16 protein-coding genes are annotated in these 15,882 nt (G+C 66.7%); 11 read left to right on the top strand and 5 right to left on the bottom strand.

Going from position 1 to position 15,882, the window contains the following annotated elements; translation table 11 throughout:
* Positions 1 to 145 precede the first annotated feature (145 nt).
* On the top strand, positions 146 to 490 hold the full coding sequence (locus AC1DK9_RS01040) for a cupin domain-containing protein (protein WP_476862123.1): 345 nt from the start codon (positions 146 to 148) through the stop codon (positions 488 to 490).
* A gap of 29 nt (positions 491 to 519) precedes the next feature.
* Here AC1DK9_RS01040 and AC1DK9_RS01035 read toward each other — a convergent pair whose 3' ends face one another.
* Complete coding sequence (locus AC1DK9_RS01035; RefSeq protein WP_476914743.1) at positions 520 to 1,293, bottom strand: GOLPH3/VPS74 family protein; 774 nt, start codon at positions 1,291 to 1,293, stop codon at positions 520 to 522.
* Between the two features lie 138 nt (positions 1,294 to 1,431).
* Between AC1DK9_RS01035 and AC1DK9_RS01030 the strand changes: the two genes are divergently transcribed.
* The 7 genes from AC1DK9_RS01030 (at position 1,432) to AC1DK9_RS01000 (ending at position 7,109) form a co-directional block, all read left to right on the top strand.
* A complete protein-coding gene (locus tag AC1DK9_RS01030; RefSeq protein WP_476914742.1) occupies positions 1,432 to 2,091 on the top strand; it encodes a M15 family metallopeptidase in 660 nt (219 codons plus the stop codon).
* 165 nt (positions 2,092 to 2,256) lie between these two features.
* Positions 2,257 to 2,589 (top strand): DUF7793 family protein, encoded by a 333-nt coding sequence (locus AC1DK9_RS01025; RefSeq protein ID WP_476862620.1) that lies wholly within the window; start codon positions 2,257 to 2,259, stop codon positions 2,587 to 2,589.
* Between the two features lie 75 nt (positions 2,590 to 2,664).
* Positions 2,665 to 4,203: a putative bifunctional diguanylate cyclase/phosphodiesterase gene (locus AC1DK9_RS01020; protein WP_476914741.1), complete on the top strand. Its 1,539-nt coding sequence runs from the start codon at positions 2,665 to 2,667 to the stop codon at positions 4,201 to 4,203.
* Positions 4,204 to 4,212: 9 nt separating this feature from the next.
* Positions 4,213 to 5,004: a class I SAM-dependent methyltransferase gene (locus AC1DK9_RS01015; protein WP_476914740.1), complete on the top strand. Its 792-nt coding sequence runs from the start codon at positions 4,213 to 4,215 to the stop codon at positions 5,002 to 5,004.
* 16 nt (positions 5,005 to 5,020) lie between these two features.
* Positions 5,021 to 5,656, top strand: a complete 636-nt coding sequence (locus tag AC1DK9_RS01010) for a PAS and ANTAR domain-containing protein (RefSeq protein ID WP_476914739.1) — start codon at positions 5,021 to 5,023, stop codon at positions 5,654 to 5,656.
* 48 nt (positions 5,657 to 5,704) lie between these two features.
* Positions 5,705 to 6,277: an MOSC domain-containing protein gene (locus AC1DK9_RS01005; RefSeq protein WP_476914738.1), complete on the top strand. Its 573-nt coding sequence runs from the start codon at positions 5,705 to 5,707 to the stop codon at positions 6,275 to 6,277.
* 82 nt (positions 6,278 to 6,359) lie between these two features.
* Positions 6,360 to 7,109, top strand: coding sequence for an ABC transporter permease (locus tag AC1DK9_RS01000; protein WP_476862116.1), 750 nt, complete (start codon positions 6,360 to 6,362; stop codon positions 7,107 to 7,109).
* A 14-nt stretch (positions 7,110 to 7,123) separates the two neighbouring features.
* Here AC1DK9_RS01000 and AC1DK9_RS00995 read toward each other — a convergent pair whose 3' ends face one another.
* The 3 genes from AC1DK9_RS00995 to AC1DK9_RS00985 all read right to left on the bottom strand — a co-directional run bounded on the left by AC1DK9_RS00995 (position 7,124) and on the right by AC1DK9_RS00985 (position 10,880).
* Positions 7,124 to 7,930, bottom strand: coding sequence for a creatininase (locus tag AC1DK9_RS00995; protein WP_476862115.1), 807 nt, complete (start codon positions 7,928 to 7,930; stop codon positions 7,124 to 7,126).
* 101 nt (positions 7,931 to 8,031) lie between these two features.
* Positions 8,032 to 9,288, bottom strand: coding sequence for an aminopeptidase P family protein (locus AC1DK9_RS00990; RefSeq protein ID WP_476914737.1), 1,257 nt, complete (start codon positions 9,286 to 9,288; stop codon positions 8,032 to 8,034).
* A gap of 47 nt (positions 9,289 to 9,335) precedes the next feature.
* The gene (locus AC1DK9_RS00985) at positions 9,336 to 10,880 is read right to left on the bottom strand and encodes a purine-cytosine permease family protein (RefSeq protein ID WP_476862113.1); all 1,545 of its coding nucleotides are present in this window, start codon (positions 10,878 to 10,880) and stop codon (positions 9,336 to 9,338) included.
* Between the two features lie 145 nt (positions 10,881 to 11,025).
* Between AC1DK9_RS00985 and AC1DK9_RS00980 the strand changes: the two genes are divergently transcribed.
* Entirely contained in the window at positions 11,026 to 12,525 is a 1,500-nt protein-coding gene (locus AC1DK9_RS00980) for a helix-turn-helix domain-containing protein (protein ID WP_476914736.1), read from the top strand.
* On the opposite strand, the gene AC1DK9_RS00975 is transcribed toward AC1DK9_RS00980, so the two are convergent.
* Entirely contained in the window at positions 12,522 to 13,193 is a 672-nt protein-coding gene (locus AC1DK9_RS00975) for a GntR family transcriptional regulator (protein WP_476862111.1), read from the bottom strand. The genes AC1DK9_RS00980 and AC1DK9_RS00975 overlap by 4 nt on opposite strands.
* A gap of 155 nt (positions 13,194 to 13,348) precedes the next feature.
* Here AC1DK9_RS00975 and glyA point away from each other — a divergent pair, with 155 nt between their 5' ends.
* Together glyA and AC1DK9_RS00965 are read left to right on the top strand one after the other, a co-directional pair.
* Positions 13,349 to 14,659, top strand: a complete 1,311-nt coding sequence (gene glyA / locus AC1DK9_RS00970; protein ID WP_476914735.1) for a serine hydroxymethyltransferase — start codon at positions 13,349 to 13,351, stop codon at positions 14,657 to 14,659.
* A complete protein-coding gene (locus AC1DK9_RS00965) occupies positions 14,656 to 15,876 on the top strand; it encodes a sarcosine oxidase subunit beta family protein (protein ID WP_476862109.1) in 1,221 nt (406 codons plus the stop codon). The genes glyA and AC1DK9_RS00965 overlap by 4 nt, the downstream gene beginning before the upstream one ends.
* Positions 15,877 to 15,882: the final 6 nt, after the last annotated feature.

Here is a 15,882-nt window from a genome sequence, read left to right as displayed (position 1 = left end):
ATGAAGGTACACGCGGCAGGAACCCGGGGAACACCGGGTTCCTGCTGCGTCCCCGGTGGTATTGCCCCTCGCGCCGCCCGGGAGTAAACCTGCAGCTGGGGCCGCCAATCCGCGGCGGCCCCGGTTGCAGGCGTAGGAGGGCACGATGAATACCGACGAGGCCATACCGGAAAGCGCCGGAGTCACAACCCGGCTGCTGTCCACCGTGGATCTGGGCCCCGAAATCGAGGGGATGGCCGGCCGCCAGCTGCGGATGCGGCTGATCACCATCGAACCGGGCGGCGTCTTCGGGCCGGTCCACGACCACAGGGGCCGCCCCGGGCTGGTCTACATCCTGCAGGGCAACATCACGGATCACCGGAACGGCACCGAGACCGACTACGGCCCCGGGGCGGGTTGGCCCGAGGACAAGGACACCGTCCACTGGCTCGAAAACAAGGGAACCGTCCAGGCGGTGGAGGTCTCAGTCGACATCGTCCGGCAAGACTAGCCCGGGTCAGGCGCCGGCAGGTGGGCCTCCTAGAGGGTGGCTGCTTCTTCCTGCGCAATCCTGATGAGCCGAAGTTCGTCCTCCACGGCCCGGGCGGGCCAGTAGTCCTTGGCCAGCTCGTCGGCTCGGACCCGGTCCGCAGCCGGGAAGAGCTTGCCCAGCAGGCCGGCCGCGTGCAGCAGGGCAATGAGCGCCGTGGTCCGGGCCTCGGCGGCCATGGCGTCAGGTTTCTCGGCGGCTGCAGCGGGGCCGGGCGTCGCGGCGCCAGCGCCTCCGGCGTCGGCGGCTACCTGGGCTGCGGACTCCGCAGGAGGCGCGTCGGCGTCAGGCACCGCGCCGTCGGGCGGCGCGCCGCTGAGCACCGCCTGGAGCTTCGCCAACAGCGCAGCCTCCGGGCCGTGGTCTTTCTCCGGGTACCGCACGGACCTGAACACCCCAAGATGTTTTTCACCGATGTGCTCCACGATGCCCCGCGATGCCATCCCCTCGTAGACACGCTGCACCTCGGCGCGGCCCTCCAGCATGGCGACCCAGCGCTTGGGCGTGTGGGGGCGCGACTTGCCCCGGATGAGTTCGAGCTCGTGCTGGAAGTCCGTCGGCGGGGCCACACGGGTAGCCCGCACGTTCTTGCCCTGCAGCTCAATGGCGCCGGCCAGCTCCAGTTCGGCCAGGATTGCCCCCGCCAAAGTGGTGCGGAGGGCGAACACCGGGATTTCGGGTTTTCCGTCCTGGTCCCGCGTTGCCAAGAGCAGGAAGGCTTGGGGGAGGTTCAGCTCGGCCGCCTTCGGCGTTTCAGCGTTCATACGATCATGGTGGCGCAGTCCGGTAGCCGTGGCATGAGGATTTCGTCCCGGGCCCTGCCGGGGCGAAACACCCTCGACGCCGGCGGTGAGGCCCGGTAGGGTTCCCGCATCTGTTCCCACCACTTCCTGGAGGCCACGGTGCTAAAGAGACTCGGCAGGATCACGGCTGCAGCGGCGGGGCTGCTGCTTTCGCTCGGCATGATCGCCCCCGCGGCGCCGGCAGCGGCCACAGATTACGACATCGATTCAGCCGCAAGCCTTCAGGTGGTGGTCAACAAACACCGGCCACTGAACCCCGCCACCTACGTGCCGGCGCAGCTGGTCAGGATCCAGGGGGAACGGCTGCGGAGCGAGGCCGCGGACGCCTATAAGCAGCTGGCCAAAGCTGCGAAGGCGGCAGGCGTGAACATCATTCCGGTCAGCGGCTACCGCTCGTACAGCCAACAGGCAAGCCTCTACGACAGCTACGTGCGCCAGTACGGCCAGGCGACGGCGGATACGCTCGCCGCGCGGCCCGGCTTCAGCGAACACCAGACCGGGCTGGCGATGGACATTGGCAATGCCAGCGGAGCCTGCGCCCTGCAGGCCTGCTTCGCCACCACCCCGGCAGGCAAGTGGGCGGCCGCGAACGCCGCGAGGTACGGATTCGTCATCCGTTACCCGGCGGGGTCCGAGGCGGTGACCGGTTACACCTACGAGCCGTGGCACCTGCGCTTCGTGGGCCGGGACCTTGCCTCGCAGGTCAGCACCACCCTGGAGGATTACTTCGATCTGGAAGCGGCCCCGGATTACCTCTAGGCCGGCGCGCCCCGGGCACGGTTTTCCCGGCCGCCGCGGCGGGGTTTATAGGCAATCGGGATCGTCGCTGTAACTTTAGGGGTCAGTGAGGGTTCAGTTGCGGATTCGGGAGGGCCTGTGAGCGTAGCGCCGGATGCTGTGGACGGCGGCAAGGGCAGCGTCCTGATGCGCGACGACGGTCTTGTGCATCTGCGGTGGGAGCCCGGCATCACCATTGAGGTGGACGACGCCCGGGCCGCGATGGCCAAAGTAAACGAGGTCTGCCAGGGCTCGCCGCACCCGATGCTTGTGGACATGGCAGCTGTCACTTCGGTCACCCGGGAGGCCAGGAGCATCTGGTCGATTCCGTGCAGCGCCTCCCGCATCGCCCTGTTGGGACGCTCACCCGTGGACCGGGTCCTGGCGAACTTCTTCCTCGGCGTGCACATCCCGCCCTGCCCTACCCGGTTCTTCACGTCCCGGACCGAGGCAATGGACTGGCTCGATGCCTCAGGGTAGGTCGCCGCGGGCCGCTACGGGGAACCGCCGCAACACCGTGACCGCGGCGCTAATTCCCGACCCTTACGCGGCTCCGTGACCTCGGGCGGAGGCATCGACGACGAGCGCCTGGATCGGCTTCTCGACGGGATCGTCCGGCTGGCAGCTGGAGATCTGAACTCCCGCATCGAGCCGTCGGAGCAGCGGGACGCGGTTGACGCCGTCATCACGGGCGTCAACCTCCTCGCTGAAGAGCTCGGACACATCCACGCCGAACTCGAAGAGCGCGTCGCTGCCCGCACCGCGATGTTGCGTCGGACGCAGGTGGAACTGGAGCAACTGGCCAAGACCGACAGCCTCACGGGCCTGGCTAACAGAACCCGGCTCAACGAACGGATCAACGAGGCAATCCGCAGTCGCGACCAGGACAGCTCCGCGACCGCTGTCCTCATCCTCGACCTGGATTCCTTCAAAGCCATCAACGACACCCTGGGGCACAGCACCGGCGACGCTGTGCTGGTCGAGGTCTCCACCCGGCTGCGCGCCTCCGTGCGGGCCGGGGACACCGTTGCCCGCCTCGGCGGCGACGAGTTCGCCGTCCTCGTCACGGGAGCCACCGAAGCGGAGGTCCTGCAGGTGGCGCAGCGGATCTGGGAAGCCCTGCAGGACAGCGTGCAGATCGGGACGGAGACGGTCTGGACCACGGCCAGCATCGGCGTCTGCTTCCACGAACCCGGATCCACGGCAGAGCAACTGCTACGCGATGCGGACATCGCCATGTACCAAGCCAAATCCCACGGCCGAAACAAAATCCAGACGTTCCACCCCGACATGCTCGATGCCGTGCAGGAGCGGTCCCGGATCACCGCCGAACTCCGCACTGCGGCCGCCAATGGTGAACTGTTTCTTCACTACCAGCCGGTGATCGAGCTCTCTACCGGCAGGGTAGCCGGCGTGGAGGCACTGGTCCGCTGGCGCCACCCGGTCCACGGGATGATCATGCCGGACGGGTTCATCGCCATCGCCGAAGAAACCGGTCTGATCTTCGAACTCGGCGGGTGGATCCTGCATGAAGGAATCTCCCAGCTCCGCCGGTGGGAGCTGGCCGCGCCCGACCGGGCGGACTTCCGGCTCCACATCAATCTCTCGGCCGCCGAACTCCTGAGGGCTGACCTCGTTGACGACGTCCGGGAGACTCTTGCCGTGCATGATTTAGACCCCCGGCGGCTTGTCCTGGAAATCACCGAGAGCGTCCTCATGTCCCGCAAAACCGGGGACGAGCAAATCCTCGAGAAGCTCCGCGCCCTCGGCGTCGGGCTGCAAATCGATGACTTCGGCACCGGATATTCCTCCATCAGCTACCTGCGGTCCCTCCCTGCGGACACCGTGAAGGTGGACCATTCGCTGATCAGGAACCTCGAGTCAGACCCCCGGCAGCGGAAATTTGTCCCCGCCATCCTGCAACTGATCGATGCGGCGGAACTGGACGCGATCGTTGAGGGCATTGAAACCGCAGAACAGGCCGCGCAACTGGCCGCCATGGGATGCCTCTATGGGCAGGGCTACCACCTCGGACGGCCTGTCCCAGCCGAGGGCATCCTTGAGCGCATCAGCGGGGCCGGGGAGGATCGATAGGGTGGGAGCATGGTGAAGCTTTGGGACCGCATGCGGCTGATCCCCACTGTCGCACGCCTCGCGTCGCGGGCCCCGCGGGATCCCCACACGGCGTGGGACGGGTACTGGAAGGGCATCCGCACCACGGGCCCCGGGGGCGACGTGTTGTGGGACTCAGGTTCCGCGGCCGAACACGAACAGTACGCCGGCCTTATTCGCGCCCACTTCGATCCGGCACTCCCCGTGATCGACGTCGGTTGCGGAAACGGCACCCACACCCGCTGGCTCTCCGGATATTTTCCCCGGGTCGTCGGCGTCGACGTTTCCCCGGATGCCGTTCGGCGCGCCGCCAGTGAATCGCGGGGCATCAGCAATGCGGAATTCATGGTCCTCGATGCTGCCCGGCCTGGCGCCGGAGATGCCCTGGCGGACAAACTGGGAGCGGCGAACGTCTTTGTTCGCGGAGTCTTCCATGTGCTCAAGCCGGACAAACAAGCAGCCGCCGCAGCGAACATCCGGACGATTGTCGGCGACAAAGGCCACGTATTCGTAGCCGAAACCAACTATCCCGGCGACAGCCTCGCCTACCTGGCCGAGCTCGGGGCGACCTCGGGACACGTTCCCCCACAGCTCCAGCGGGCCCTGGAGAACCTCCCCCGCCCCGGCCGCTTCGGAGCCCCGGAACGGCACAAAATCTTTCCGGATACCCAGTGGCAACTGATCGCCGACGGCCCGGTCGGGATAGACGTGGTCGCGATGGGACCCGGCGGCCTCCCGCAGCAGGTACCGGGCTACTTCGCGGTCATGTCCGGCACTCGCTGAACGCAGGAGCGCCGAGGTGACTTCCAACAGCAAGTATCCCGGTTCCGTGGCCGGGCGAGTCCCCAGGGACGAATTTCTCGATTGCCCCACCGGTCTGGTCGAGTTTTTCTTCGCGGACGGTGAATTTCGCTGGTCGGACGGGCTGTACCGGATTTACGGGTATGAACGGGGCGAAGTGGTCCCGTCCATGGAAATGGTTCTTCCCCATGTCGAGCCCGAGGACCGGCCCAAGGTCCAGGCGTATTGGGAGCGGGTGGCTGCGGTGGGCGGCCCGTCGTCCATCTACGTGTCCATTCGCGACCGCAAGGACCGCCAGCACAAATTGCTGTTCTCAGCGGACTACATCCTCGACGGGACCACGCCCGTCGGCGTCTGGGGCGTCGTCGTAGACCTCACCCAGTCGATCCATACCGACCGGCACCAGCTTGCCACCGAGGCGGTCGCGGCGTCCGCCGTGCATCGGGCGGCCATCGAGCAGGCCAGGGGCATCCTCATGGGACGCACCGGGGTCGACGCCGACCAGGCCTATGAGCTCATCAGCAAGCTGAGCAGCGAACGGAACCGCAAGGTCCACGCCATTGCCCAGGAAATCATTGACCGCGCCACCGCCGCGGGCCGGGACCCGGAGGACCGCAACAAGCCCCTGCTGTAGCTGCTCGGGCGGCACCCGAGATGGGTCCCGGAGCGGTAGTTTGGAGGGATGACCGCCAGTTACCGGTACGACGTCGAGATCCTGCACCTGCTCGTCTCACCGGCGCACGCCTACTTCGGCCGCGCCCGCGAAGGCGCCGCCGACGTCCCCACCACGGATGCCCGGCAGGCGACACTCGTGGCCGGCAAGGGAATCGTCGGGGACCGGTTTTTCGGCAAGGCCGCGCACATGGACGCCGCCGTCACGGTCTTCGCCGTCGAGGCCCTCGAGGCGATCGCCGCCGAGCTGGGAACGGAAGCGTTCAATCCCTTGCTGACCCGCCGCAACGTGGTGCTGCGCGGGGCGCACCTGGCGCCGCTGCTCGGCCACGACTTCGAGCTTGAATCAGCCGGGGCAACGGTGCGGCTCAAGGCCGGCCGCCCGGCCCATCCGTGCGCGTGGATGGATGAGATGCTCGCCCCCGGCGCGCACAAAGCCATGCGCGGCCGGGGCGGCGTGCGCTGCCAGGTGCTGTCCGACGGCGTCCTGCACCGCGGGCCCGCCGTGCTGGTCAGCCCCGTCCAGCTGGACCCGGAGCGCGCCGGCGAGGCGACACTGCTTCGCCCCTCACGGCTTCCGTAGTAAATACGCTTGGCGCCGGCGCGGCGACCGGCGCCCGAAGGGGTACGGATCAACACGCCTCAGCAAATACTAGGCTGGCGCTATGGACCTGCCCGGCGGTGTAGTCGCGACCCTGTCCGGAGTCGCCGTGCTGGTGGCCGCCACAGTCGCGGTGCTGACGCTTTATCGCGTGCCGGCGCGGTTGGCGCCGGCTTGGGCGATTCTTCGCGGGGCCGCGCAGCTGGCCGCCATCAGCCTGGTGCTGGGCGGCATCATCACCAACGCGTTACTCGTCGGGCTGGCACTGCTCGTCATGTTCGCAGTGGCAGCGGCCACGGCAACCAGACGCCTCGGGTGGAACTGGACCACGTTCGCACACGTCTGCACGGCAATGGGCGCCGGGGTAATTGCCACCCTGGCGATTGTCTTCGCCACCGGCGCCATCGACTTCACGCCCCGCTATGCCCTGGCCATAGGCGGCATCGTGATCGGCAACGCCATGTCCATCACCACCCTCGCGGGCCGGCATTTCAGTCAGACCGTGATCTCCCGGTGGGAAGAAGTGGAAGGGTGGATGGCTCTGGGGGCGAGGCCCCGGGAGTCCACGGCCGGGTTGGCGCGGGAAGCCGTGCACTCGGCCCTGATCCCCTCCACCGACCAGAGCAAGACGACGGGCCTGGTCACCCTGCCCGGGGCCTTCGTCGGGGCGATCTTCGGCGGTATCTCTCCCCTTGCCGCGGGTATGTTCCAGATCGTGGTGTTGGCGTCGATCATGGCGGCAGGGTCCATCACCGCCGTCGTCACTATCCTGTTCCTGGCGCCGCTGCGCACGCGTCCGCTGCCGCTGCCCTGACCGGGGCGGCCGGGCTACCTCGGGGCGGGCGCCGCCGCTGCCGGTTCGCGGACCAGTTCAGTGACGATGTCGGCGACCAGATCTTCGAGAACCTGCTCGTACAACAGGCTGCCCTTGGCGGCACTGGATCCTGCCGCCGAGGAGAGGCAGCCCGTGGCCGGAGTGCGCTCGGGCACCACCGGAAGCCGGTCGAAGCGTGGCAACACAGCAGCCGGGCCGTCCACCAGCCGGTCCATGGCCACCCGCGCCGGTTCCAGATGGAGCATTAACGAGGTTTCCAGGACGCCCCCGTGCTCGATTTCCCAGCCGGGGAATCCGTCAGGATAAACCTGCGAAAGGGTGTCCTGGCTGACAAAGTCCCAGTAGGACAACAACAGGACGCTCTGTTCCGCGCCGGGCTTGATCCCCAGGTCTTCCAGGGCCAGGTCGATTCCCTCGTAGAGGAACTGGTAGTTCTCGAAGTGGCCGTTGATGAAGACCAGGTGCCGGACGCCTTGGTTCAGGAAGGACTTCACCAGGTTGCGCACCATCCCGATCAGGGTGGTCCCGTCCAGGCTCGTGGTGCCGGCCAGGTGGTTGCCGCCGCCCGATTTCTGCTGGGACTTGTAGCCGTACGCGATGGGTTGGGCCACCAGGGCACCCACCTGCCGGGCGACCCCCTCGGCAAAGCGGGATGAGAGGACGGTGTCTGTGCCCAGCGGAAGATGGGGGCCGTGCTGTTCCAAGGAACCGACCGGGATGAGGACCATCGCCTCGCCGGAGCCGAGGACTTCGCGGTAGCCGAAGGCATCCAGGTCTTCCAGGAATACTGACTTTTGCATGCTGGTGGTGCTCCTTGTTAGTGCGGCGTCGATGCGGCCGCAGGGTGCGGCGCCACGGTGTCCGTGGCGCCGCACCCTGCCCGTTGCCGGTGGCGCAGGTGTTAGGCGCCGATGATGTTGTATTCGGGGCCGAAGGGGAACTTGGTGATGTTCTCGGCCCCGTCCTCGCCCACCACGAGGATGTCGTGCTCGCGGTAGCCGCCGGCGCCGGGCTGGCCGTCCAGGACGGTGATCATCGGTTCCATCGAGACCACCATGCCGGGCTCGAGTACGGTGTCGATGTCCTCGCGGAGCTCGAGTCCGGCTTCGCGGCCGTAGTAGTGGCTCAGGACGCCGAAGGAGTGTCCGTAGCCGAAGGTCCGGTTGGCGAGCAGTCCGTGGCCCACGTAGATCTCGTTCAGTTCGGCGGCGATGTCCTTGCAGACGGCCCCGGGCTTGATCAGTTCCAGGCCGCGCTTGTGGACCTCGACGTTGATGTTCCACAGTTCCAGCGAGCGGGCATCCGGTTCGCCGTAGAACAGGGTGCGTTCCAGGGCGGTGTAGTAGCCGGAGGTCATCGGGAAGCAGTTCAGGGACAGGATGTCGTGTTCCTGGATCTTGCGGGTGGTGGCCCAGTTGTGGGCGCCGTCGGTGTTGATGCCGGACTGGAACCAGACCCAGGTGTCGCGGATTTCCGAGTCCGGGAAGGTGCGGGCGATCTCGTGGACCATGGCCTCGGTGCCGATCAGGGCCACTTCGTATTCGGTGATGCCGGCGGTGATGGCGTTGCGGATCGCCTCGCCGCCGAGGTCGCCGATGCGCGCCCCGTGCTTGATGACCTCGATCTCTTCTGCCGACTTGATCATCCGCTGGCGCATGGCGGCCTGGGCGACGTCCACTAGGGTGGCCGAGGCAAAGGCTGCCTGGATCTTGTTGCGGTTGTCCAGCGGGAGCGAATCGTCTTCGACGCCGATCCGGCGGGGGTTGATGCCGCGGGTGCGGAGCACCTCCTGGATGGCGAAGATGTAGTTGTCACGGCGCCAGTCCGTGTAGACCACGTTCTCGCCGTAGCTGCGGCGCCAAGGCATCCCGGCGTCGATGTTGGCCGTGACGGTCACGGTGTCATCCTTGGTGACCACCATGGCGTAGGAGCGGCCGAAGTAGGTGAAGAGGAAGTCGGAGTAGTACTTGATCGAGTGGTAGCTGGTGAGGACGACGGCGTCGAGGTCCTTCTCGGCCATAATCTGGCGGAGCCCGCCGAGGCGGCGCTCAAACTCAGCGTCGGAGAAGGTCAGGCTGACCTTCTGGCCGTTGTTGAGGACCTTGAGGCGCTCCAGCTCGGAGACGTTTGCAGCGGGGGCGGAAGTCGTGATGGTCATGCGTGTTCCTTACGTTGCGGGGTTTTCAGGGGAAGGCTGGTGCCGGTTCAGGCCACGGGGGCCGGCGCCGGGAGGCTGTGCTTGTCTTCGCAGGCGTCGCCGTGTTCGGCGAGCACCGCGTCTTCTTCGAGGTCTAGGCGGATGCCGATAGGCACGCCGGCCCGGATGCGCTTGCGGAAGCGTGCGTAGCCGAGGGCGAAGTAGATGGCGGACGAGGTGACGGTCCCTGCGAGCCAGGAGAAGTCGACGCCGCCCATGGCCGTGGCGATCGGGCCCTGCAGGGCCGGGATGCCGCCGTACATGAACATCCAGGTCATCAGGATTCCGGCGAAGAAGGCGATGAACGCCGCGGGGTTGACGGACTTCAGGGAGGTCTTCTTCGAATCGAGGAACAGGTAGGAGAAGTCCTTGTGCTTCCGTTCGAAGATGAAGTAATGGACGGCCATGATGCCGCCCCAGGTGGCCACCCATGCCACGATCGCGCCCAGCCAGGAGTCGAGGATCATCGCGAAGTCCTCGGCGAACATGAATGCGATGACCGCCACCATGGACAGTATTCCGACGATGATGGACAGCTTGCGCCGCGAGATCTTGACGTCGAGGGCCTGGAAGGCCACGCCGAAGGTGTAGAGGTTGATGATGTTCGTGGCAATCGGTCCGTGGATGACCAGCAGGATGACCGGGATGGCCATCGTGCCGAAGTTGGAGACGATCAGCTCGCCGGGATCGGCTTGGCCGTTCTTGGTCGCGAGGCTGGCACCGAGGATGCCAAGCCAGACCACGGGCAGGAACTGGCCGAGGACGCTGACGGCGAACAGCTTGGCGGGCTTGACCTTGCGGCTGACGAAGCGGGAGTAGTCCGGCGCGTAGGTGAACCAGCCGATGCCCCAGCCGATGCCGATGACCGTCATGATCGAGGACATGGCGGCCAGGCGCGGCAGCCCTTCCAGGACAGCGCCGGCCGGGCCGGCGTAGCTCCAGTTGATGTCCAGCTGGGTCCACGCGACGATGGACATCGCCACCAGGACCAGGATGGTGGGAGGCATGGTAATCCGCTCGAATTTCGAGATGGCGCGGTAGCCGCGGTAGCAGATGGCGACCTGGACGGTCATGATGACTGCCGCCACCAGGATGCGCACGCCGATGTTGCGTTCGGCGGGATCCACCCAGCCGATCATGCCGAACAGCGCGAGGATCAGGTCGAGGATGACCCACGTGTTGACCGCGGACCAGCCGATGGCGATGGTCGCCTGGATCGCGGCCGGCAGGTAGGCTCCGCGGCGGCCGAACGCGCCGCGGGCCAGGAGCATGCCGGTGGCGCCGGTCCGCTGGCCGAGGATGACGAAGAAGCCGAAGCCCGCCATGCCGATCAGGTTTCCGACGATCAGCACCAGCAGGGTGTCGCCGAGGCCGAGGCCAAGCTGGATACCGAGGGCGCCAAGGATCCAGTTGATGGGGGCAACGTTCGCGCCGGCCCAGATCCAGAACTGGCCGGAAAGTTTGGTGGTCCTTGCGGACTCAGGAATGGGTTGCAGGACATCTTCAACCTCCACAGTGGCTGCTTCATGCGAGCCTTGTTGAGCTTGGTTCATGCTGTGCCTCAATTCACTACGTTGTGATGAAGAACGGGGAGTGAATCCAGTTTATTGGTGATCTAACGCACAAAGTAGAGTCGTTTTGATTACACTGAAGCCCTATCAAGTGACACTATGACGCACCCCAAGGGAGCAGGCCTCCATGATTACGCTCGCTGAAGTGCTCGCCACCCCCTCGATGGCGGCGGCCAACCCGGTGGTGCGCAGCAGCGTCCCGGACACCCTGGAGCGGGCCGTCCGCTGGGTGCATTCCAGCGAGGTGCTGGAGATCGCACCGCTCCTGCGCGGCGGGGAACTGCTGCTTTCCGGCGGAGAGTCCCTGCTGGCACTCCCCGCCGAAGAGCAGGCGGCGTATGTCAGGAGCCTTGCCGCCCGGCGAATCGCGGCGCTGGCGCTGCAAACCGCGGGGCAGTCGCTCCCCCTCCCGGAGGCGCTGGTCGAAGCTGCTGACAGCAGCGGACTGCCCTTGATCGAGCTGCGTGCGGTGGCGCCCTTCGTGGATATTGCCGAGGCGGTCAACCGGCTGGTGATCAACCAGCAGGCGGCCGCCCACCTGGTGGTTGACGACGTCTCGCGGCGCATTGCCCGGCAGATCACCGACAAGGGTCCGCACCTCCCGACGATCCTCGAACTGGTGGCCGGGACCCTGAAGGCGGAGGTCTTGCTCGTGGCTCCCGATGGGTCCCTGCTCGGCCACGCGGGGGAAACGGTCGCCGAGGGAGGCTTTACGGCAGAGGTCGGCATCGTGGTCGGCGGCCAGCATGCGGCCCAACTGACGCTGCGGTCCCCGTCGGAGGACCCGCTGCTGCTTGAGCTTGCCGCCGACCGCCTCTCAGGGATTCTGGCGCTGGCCATGGCGCAGGCTTTCCGCCCCACGCCTGCCCAGGTGGCCGAGGCGCGCCTGCTGGAGGCCGTGATCGAAGGGGGCGACGCCGAATCCATCCAGCGGTTCTGGCTGCAGGCCGGGCTCCCGGCCGGCCATGCGGCGATCGTGGCGGTCTTCCGCGCGGCCGGGAGGGACACCAAGTTCCCCGCGGTCGAGCGCGCGCTGCAGCAGCGCGGGATCCACGTGCGATCCCACGTCTCCGACGGCGAGCGCGTGGTGTTGCTGGCACTGCCGCACCAAGGCGCCAGGGCTGCCCGCGAAGTGCTGCTCCGCGCGGCCCGGGAGGCGCTGTCCGATTCCGACACCTGCGCCGCCTTCGGACCAAACGTGGCCGACGGGTCCCGAGCGCGCGACTCCTACGTGGAAGCACGGGAAGTCATGAAGCTGGGCATGCCCGGCGCCGGAGAAGTCCTCGATGCGATGGATTTCCTGGGCCGCCGGATCCTCGCCGCGGTGCCGCATCCCGCCTTCCTGGACTCCTATGTGGAGTCGGCGCTGGGCGAAGTCCTCGAGTGGGACCGCCGGCACGGGACCGCCCTGCTGGACACCCTCCTGTGCTGGCTCGATTCGGGGTGCAATACGACGGCGTCTGCCGTGGCCTTGAATGTGGAACGGCAGACGATGCACAAACGGTTGAGCAAGATCCAGGCGTTGCTCGGCGGCGACCCGCGGACTTCGGGCAGGCTGTTCAGCATCCACATCGCTGCCGCCGCGGCGGCTGCGGGGTCCCCCGGACCGGCCGGAAGGACGCCCTAGAGCACGCTCCGGATGGTTTTCTCGAAGCTCGTGACGTGCTCGAGTGCCAGCTTCGCGGCCAGGTCGGCGTCGCCGTCGGCCACTGCCTCGAGCAGACTCACGTGTTCGGTGATGTGCCCCTGCACCGAAGGCACCTTATCCAGCACGAGGCACCAGATCCGTGTCGCCAGGTTGTCGTGGCGGATCAGGGTGTCCTCCAGGTGCGGGTTTCCGGCGGCGCGGTAGATCAGCCGGTGCACGGCCAGGTCATAGCGCATGAGCTCACGCTTGTCGTCCGGCTTGGAGTCAAGGGAGGCGATGGCACGGGCCACTTCGCGAAGTTCGGCGCGCATGGCGGCGCTGGCGTTGATGGCTGCGCGCCGGGCGGCCAGGGGTTCCAGCAATTCACGGATATCGGAGACGTCCGCCAGTTCGGTGATGTCCACGATCGTGGCGAACGTGCCACGGCGCGGATAGGAGACCACCAGGCGGTCCACCTCTAGGCGCTTGATCGCCTCGCGGACAGGCGTCCTGCCGAAGCCCAGCTCGGCCGCCAGCTGCCCGTCATTGATGGGTTCGCCGGGCCGGATCTCCAGCATGATCAGCTTGTCGCGGAGCTGCCGGTACGCGGCCTCCGCCTGGGACAACGCCTCATCCTCCGCAGGGGACAGGACTGGAAGCTCATTCAAGGCGCTGCTCCTTTTCTCGCTGCTCAAACCCGTTCTCGATCCAGGCGTCGCTGAAACTTTCGGACATGCTATTGACTCGGTGTGATCTCAATCATACCATTGACCTCACACTGATATATCAGTTACACCAATAGTGGTATTTCAAAGGAGTATTCGTGGTTGAGCAATTGAACGAGCGGCTCTCGGTGGCAGATCCCGAGGTCCAGCAGGCCATTGCCCGCGAGTTGGACCGCCAGCAGTCGACGCTTGAAATGATCGCGTCGGAGAATTTCGCCCCCTCCGCCGTGATGGAGGCACAGGGCTCGGTGCTGACCAATAAGTACGCCGAGGGCTACCCGGGCAAGCGCTACTACGGCGGCTGCGAGCATGTGGACGTGGTGGAGCAGCTGGCCATCGACCGCATCAAGGATCTTTTCGGCGCAGAGTTCGCCAATGTCCAGCCCCATTCCGGCGCGCAGGCCAATGCCGCGGCCATGTTCGCCCTGCTGAACCCGGGCGACACCATCATGGGACTGGACCTGGCCCACGGCGGCCACCTGACCCACGGCATGCGTATCAACTTCTCCGGCAAGCTCTACAACGTGGTCCCGTACCACGTGCGTGAATCCGACCTGCGGATCGATATGGCAGAGGTCGAGGCTTTGGCCTTGGAACACCGGCCCAGGCTGATAGTCGCCGGCTGGTCCGCCTACTCCCGGCAGCTGGACTTCGCCGAGTTCCGCCGCATCGCCGACCTCGTGGGCGCCTACCTGATGGTGGATATGGCCCACTTCGCCGGCCTGGTGGCCGCCGGGCTGCACCCGAACCCGGTGCCGTACGCCGACGTCGTCACCACCACCACGCACAAGACCCTCGGCGGCCCGCGCGGCGGTGTGATCCTGGCCAAGGAGGAGTACGCCCGCAAGATCAACTCCGCTGTCTTCCCCGGCCAGCAGGGCGGGCCGCTGGAGCACGTGATCGCCGCCAAGGCCGTGGCGTTCAAGCTCGCCTCCGGGGACCAGTTCAAAGACCGCCAGCAGCGCACCTTGGACGGGGCCAAGATCCTGGCCGAGCGCCTGCTCGCGGCCGACGTGGCCCAATACGGGATCTCCGTGGTGGGCGGCGGCACCGACGTGCACCTGGTCCTGGTGGACCTGCGCAACTCCGAACTGGACGGCCAGCAGGGCGAGGACCGGTTGCACCGGATCGGTATCACGGTAAACCGCAACGCCGTCCCCTTCGACCCCCGGCCGCCGATGGTCTCCTCCGGCCTGCGCATCGGTACCCCGGCGCTGGCCACCCGTGGCTTCGGCAAGGCCGAGTTCACCGAGGTTGCCGACATCATCGCCGAGGCCCTCAAGGGCGAACTCACCGAGGAAACCGCGGTACTGCTGCGCGACCGGGTCACCGTCCTGGCCGAGAAATTCCCCCTCTACCCCCACCTCTCCGGCCATTCCGGAACCTCTACGAACGGAGTCGCACAGTGAGCACCCCCCACCTTCCGGAGCACCCGGACTTCCTCTGGCGCAACCCGGACCCTAAGAAAAGCTACGACGCCGTGATCGTCGGCGGCGGCGGCCACGGCCTCGCCACCGCCTACTTCCTGGCCAAGAACCACGGGATGACCAACATCGCGGTCTTGGAAAAGGGCTGGCTGGCCGGCGGCAACATGGCCCGGAACACCACCATCATCCGCTCCAACTACCTCTGGGACGAGAGCGCCGCGATCTACGAGCACGCCCTGAAGCTGTGGGAAATCCTGCCGGAGGAACTGGAGTACGACTTCCTCTTCAGCCAGCGCGGCGTGATGAACCTCGCCCACACCCTGGGCGACGTCCGCGAGAGCATGCGCCGCGTGGGCGCCAACAAGCTCAACGGTGTCGACGCCGAATGGCTGGATCCGCAGCAGGTCAAGGAACTCTGCCCCATCCTGAATATCAGCGACAACATCCGCTACCCGGTCATGGGCGCCACGTACCAGCCCCGCGCCGGCATCGCCAAGCACGACCACGTCGCCTGGGCTTTCGCCCGCAAGTGCGACGAACTGGGCGTTGACATCATCCAGAACTGCGAGGTCACCGGCTTCGTCAAGGACGGCAACCGGGTGACCGGCGTCAAGACCAACCGCGGCACCATCAACACCGAAAAGGTCGGCCTGGCCGCTGCCGGGCACAGCTCGGTGCTGGCGGAAATGGCCGGCTTCCGGCTCCCCATCCAGTCCCACCCCCTCCAGGCACTGGTGTCCGAACTGCACGAGCCGGTCCACCCCACCGTCGTCATGTCCAACCACGTCCACGTCTACGTCTCCCAGGCGCACAAGGGCGAATTGGTCATGGGAGCCGGCGTCGACTCCTACAACGGCTACGGCCAGCGCGGCTCCTTCCACGTGATCGAGCACCAGATGGCTGCCGCCGTCGAACTCTTCCCGATCTTCGCCCGGGCCCACGTGCTCCGGACCTGGGGCGGGATCGTGGACACCACCCTCGACGCCTCCCCGATCGTCGGCACCACCCCGGTGGAGAACATGTTCGTCAACTGCGGCTGGGGAACCGGCGGCTTCAAAGCCACCCCGGCCGCCGGCCTGACCTTCGCCCACACCATCGCTACCGGCACCCCGCACCAGCTGAACAAGCCGTTCGCACTGGAGCGCTTCGAAACCGGAGCCCTGATCGACGAACACGGCGCCGCCGCCGTGGCCCACTAGCCGCCC

The organism is Arthrobacter sp. 01T414, assembly GCF_056398965.1.
The sequence above is the reverse complement of the archived record's forward strand: the minus strand, read 5'-3'. Positions and strand labels throughout refer to the sequence as shown.